The organism is Cupriavidus sp. CPT47-8839-RL05A (assembly GCF_058792255.1).
The window spans coordinates 187,847-192,119 of sequence record NZ_JBYTEG010000014.1; the positions used below are offsets into that span (position 1 = coordinate 187,847).

A 4,273-nucleotide genomic window follows, 5' to 3' on the forward strand; every position below is an offset into this window, starting at 1 on the left:
CTGCGGGAGTAGCTCAGTTGGTAGAGCGCAACCTTGCCAAGGTTGAGGTCGCGAGTTCGAGACTCGTCTCCCGCTCCAGGTTAAAGAAGGTCCGGCAGCGTGCTTGCACGATGCGGGGCTGGCAGCAAAAAGTTGTATGCGGGAGTAGCTCAGTTGGTAGAGCGCAACCTTGCCAAGGTTGAGGTCGCGAGTTCGAGACTCGTCTCCCGCTCCAATCCCCAAAGGGAAGCACCGCTTCCCTTTTTGTTTGGGTTGAATCGCCGCAAGACATTGCCGGAAGCTGCGCTCCGGCAGCATCGGCTGAATGCGGATACAATCCAGCAGCACGTCACCTGGCGGGGTGGCAGAGTGGTTATGCAGCGGCCTGCAAAGCCGTGTACGCCGGTTCGATTCCGACCTCCGCCTCCAGTTGCATGCAGAACGGCGCCTCGCGGCGCCGTTTTTGTTTTCCGGGCGCCGGATCGTCCGCCATCTCCGCGCCTCGGGCACGTGGCGGGCATGTTACATTACTCCTGTCGTACGCTTTTCGGGGGGCTCCGCGTGATGGATAGCGGGGCAGCATGTCAATCGCCATCCCCGATCCGTGACGCGCCGCCGGCGTGTCCGGGGCCGCTGCGGCACTTCCCGTTCTTCCCCGTTCCGATGCTGCTGCCAATTGTTGCGGCGACTTCCCCGCGCTGACCGCTGGTGCGCGCCGGAGGCGCTGTCGCGGTTGCCAGGGCTGGGAGCGGGTTAGCCGTTCAGCCCCTGACACGAGGAATCCCGCGCGCATGCATCACGCCACCCCGCTTATCAGTACCATCGTCGGCGGTATCGTCCTGGCCTTTATCCTTGGCGCCATCGCCAGCCGGCTGCGCCTGCCGCCGTTGATCGGCTACCTGTGCGCAGGCATCGTGGTCGGTCCGCACACGCCTGGCTATACCGCCGACCAGGCCCTGGCGCCGGAGTTGGCCGAGCTTGGCGTGATCCTGCTGATGTTCGGGGTGGGGCTGCACTTTTCGATCAAGGACCTGATGGCGGTCAAGCGCATCGCCATTCCGGGGGCGGTGGTGCAGATCGGCATCGCCACGCTGATGGGGATGCTGGTGGCCTGGGGCTTCGGCTGGTCATGGGGGCAGGGGCTGGTGTACGGACTGGCGCTGTCGGTGGCGAGCACCGTGGTGCTGCTCAAGGCCTTGCAGGAGCGTGACCTGGTGGAGTCGCCGCAGGGCCGCATCGCGGTCGGCTGGCTGATCGTGGAAGACCTGGCGATGGTGCTGGCCCTGGTGCTGCTGCCGGCCATGGCAGGTCTGCTGGCGGGCGCCGGCGAAACACCGGGCGAGGCCGCGCCGGCTACCGGTGACGTGGTGCTCGCGATCTTCGCGACGCTGGGCAAGGTGGCCGCTTTCGTCGCGGTGATGCTGGTGATCGGCCGGCGCTTTATCCCGTGGATGCTGGAGCGCATCGTCTGGACCGGCAACCGCGAGATGTTCCGCCTGGGCGTGCTGGCGACGGCGCTGGGCGTGGCCTACGGCGCCTATGCGCTCTTTGGCGTGTCGTTCGCGCTGGGCGCGTTCTTTGCCGGCATGGTGCTGGCGGAGTCCGAGTTCAGTCATCGTGCGGCCGAAGAGTCGCTGCCGCTGCGCGATGCCTTCGCCGTGCTTTTCTTCGTATCCGTGGGCATGCTGTTCGACCCGATGGTGCTGGTCAACGACCCGTGGGGCGTGCTGGCGACGGTGTTTATCATCGTGGTGGGCAAGTCGCTGGCGGCGCTGGGCATCGTGCGTGCCTTCGGGCATTCCGGGCAGACCGGCATGACCATTGCCGTGAGCCTGGCGCAGATCGGCGAGTTCTCGTTCATTCTCGCCAGCCTCGGCGTCTACCTGAAGATCCTGCCCGAGCGCGGCCAGGCGCTGATCCTGGCCGGGGCGCTGCTGTCGATCATGCTCAATCCGGTGCTGTTCCACCTGCTCGACCTGTACACGGCGCGGCGCCATCGCAGCGCGGATCCGCAGCCGGCATGACCGTAGCCTGGGTTCGGCTCAGCCGCCGATCCGCGGCGCCATGGTGCGCAGGTATTCGGTAAAGGCCAGTAGCCCCTGGGTCGGGAACTTGTCCTGGTGCACCACCAGCTGCAGCGGCCGCACGATGCGTGGCAGGCCGTCGCGGATCGCCACCAGCGTGCCGCGCTCCAGTTCATCGCGCACCACATGCAGCGACAGGCAGCTGACGCCGAAGCCGCTCATTACGGCGCGCTTGATGGCTTCGGCGTTGCCCAGCTCCAGCGCGAAGCGCAACTCGCCCAGCAACGGCACCAGCCGTTCCTCGATGACCTCGCGCGTGCCCGAGCCCGGCTCGCGCACGATCCATTCGGCATCGCGCAGCGCCACCAGGTCATGCGGCGCGGCCGCAAGCGGATGCGAGGGGCCGACCACCACCACCATCTCGTCGTCGCACCAGCGCACGCTGCGCAGGTCGCGCTCATGGCTGGCGCCTTCGACCAGGCCGATATCGGCGTCGAACTGCAGCAACGATTGCAGCACCTCGCGGGTATTGCCGATGCGCAGGTCCAGCGTGCACGGGCCGCTGCGCGAATGGCGGAAGCCCGCCAGGAGCGGCGGCAGGATGTAGCTGCCTATGGTATTGCTGGCCGCGATGCGCAGCTGCACGCCGGTCTGGGTGGCAAAGCGCTCCAGTTCCTGGGCCTGGTCCAGCAGCGACAGCGCGCGCGGGAAAAACTGGCGTCCGGTCTCGTTGATGCTGAGCCGGCGGGCCACGCGGTCGAACAGCGGGCTGTCGAGCGCGCGTTCAAGCTCGGCCAGCGAGGCGCTGACGGCCGACTGCGACATCGCAAGTGCCTGCGCCGCCGCCATGGTGCTGCCATGCTGGGCCACGGCAACGAAGACGGACAGCTGGCGCAGCGTCAGGCGCAGGGGGCGGTGTTCGGGCCGGGGATCGGGGCGGTGGTCCATATCGATATAATCAATAATGCATACCGATATTACCCGTTTTACGGGTTAGCGGGGCGCCAGTACGCTTGAGTCACTAAAGAACACGACCCGAGCCTGCCATGTCCTCCGTCTCCGCCCCCCGCACCACCCCGGCCGCCGCGCCGGCCTTGCCGCCGCCGTGGTCGCAGCGCCTGCTGACACTGGTCCCGCTGGGCGGCATTGCCTGGTTGGCGATTGCGCTGGCCGAGCATCCGGCCGTGGCGCGCTATGGCCTCAGCGCGCTGACGCTGGCCATGTGCGCCGGCATGGTCGCGGCCAATACGCTGCCGCGCCACTGGCTGGCGCCGCTGGCCCCCGGCATGCAGGTCGCACGCCACCACCTGCTGCGCCTGGGCGTGGCACTGTACGGGCTGCGCCTGACCTTTGCCTCGATCGTCGCGCTGGGGCTGCCGGGCATCGTGGTGCCGCTGACCATGCTGGTGGCCACGCTGCTGTTCGGCACCTGGGTGGGCACCACGTTCTTCGGCCTGAGCCGCCGCGAAGCGATCCTGGTCAGCTCCGGCAGCGCCATCTGCGGTGCCGCCGCGGCCATTGCCGTATCGTCGGTGGTGCGCACCGACGACAAGCAGACCGCCGTGGCGGTGGCGACCGTGGTGCTGTTCGGCACCGTCGGCATGCTGCTTTATCCCTATCTGTACGAACTGGCGACAGGCCATTGGCACTGGGCCGTCAGCGAGCGCATGTTCGGCATCTTTACCGGCGCGACGCTGCACGAGGTGGCCCAGGTGATCGCCGCCGGCAAGATGATCAGCGAGCCGACCGCCGACGCTGCCGTGGTGGCCAAGATGGTGCGCGTGCTGGCATTGGGCCCGCTGCTGCTGGTGATGGCGCTGTGGCCGCAGGGCGGCGAGCAAGCCGAGCAAGGCACCGCAGGCGGCAGCCGCCTGCATGGCATCCTGAAGTCGGTGCCGTGGTTCGCGGTGGGGTTTGTCGCGGTGATGGCGGTCAACTCGGCCGGCACCGTGCCCACTGCCTGGAAGGCGCCGCTGATCGCACTGGACAACTGGCTGCTGGCCTGCGCGATGCTGGCGATCGGCCTGCACACCCGCATCGGCGACCTGGTGCGCGCCGGACGCAAGCCGCTGGCGCTGGCCGGTGTGCTGTTCGTATTCCTGATGGGGGTGGGTGCGCTGATGTGCTACGCGATGGCCTGACGCGCGCGGAGCTGAAGGCATCAAAAGAAGGGGCCGATGGCCCCTTCTTTTATTTTGGTGCGCCCGGCAGGGCGCACCTACTTGGGGGTGGAAGTCCCCTACACACCCGGCAAGGGGAAGTGTTAGCCA

Annotated in this window: 3 protein-coding genes and 3 tRNA genes; 5 read left to right on the top strand and 1 reads right to left on the bottom strand. The window is 67.5% G+C overall.

Features of this window, described 5'->3' with window-relative positions; translation table 11 throughout:
* Positions 1-2: 2 nt before the first annotated feature.
* From AC3WVS_RS18835 to AC3WVS_RS18850, 4 genes are all read left to right on the top strand, one after another.
* Positions 3-78 (top strand) — tRNA-Gly (locus AC3WVS_RS18835).
* A 60-nt stretch (positions 79-138) separates the two neighbouring features.
* Positions 139-214, top strand: a tRNA-Gly gene (locus AC3WVS_RS18840).
* A 120-nt stretch (positions 215-334) separates the two neighbouring features.
* Positions 335-408 (top strand) — tRNA-Cys (locus AC3WVS_RS18845).
* Between the two features lie 362 nt (positions 409-770).
* On the top strand, positions 771-2,003 hold the full coding sequence (locus AC3WVS_RS18850; protein WP_492319869.1) for a cation:proton antiporter domain-containing protein: 1,233 nt from the start codon (positions 771-773) through the stop codon (positions 2,001-2,003).
* Between the two features lie 18 nt (positions 2,004-2,021).
* Here the strand turns inward: AC3WVS_RS18850 and AC3WVS_RS18855 are convergent, their stop codons facing one another.
* On the bottom strand, positions 2,022-2,951 hold the full coding sequence (locus AC3WVS_RS18855; RefSeq protein WP_492319870.1) for a LysR family transcriptional regulator: 930 nt from the start codon (positions 2,949-2,951) through the stop codon (positions 2,022-2,024).
* Between the two features lie 98 nt (positions 2,952-3,049).
* Here AC3WVS_RS18855 and AC3WVS_RS18860 point away from each other — a divergent pair, with 98 nt between their 5' ends.
* A complete protein-coding gene (locus AC3WVS_RS18860; RefSeq protein ID WP_010814702.1) occupies positions 3,050-4,144 on the top strand; it encodes a YeiH family protein in 1,095 nt (364 codons plus the stop codon).
* Positions 4,145-4,273: the final 129 nt, after the last annotated feature.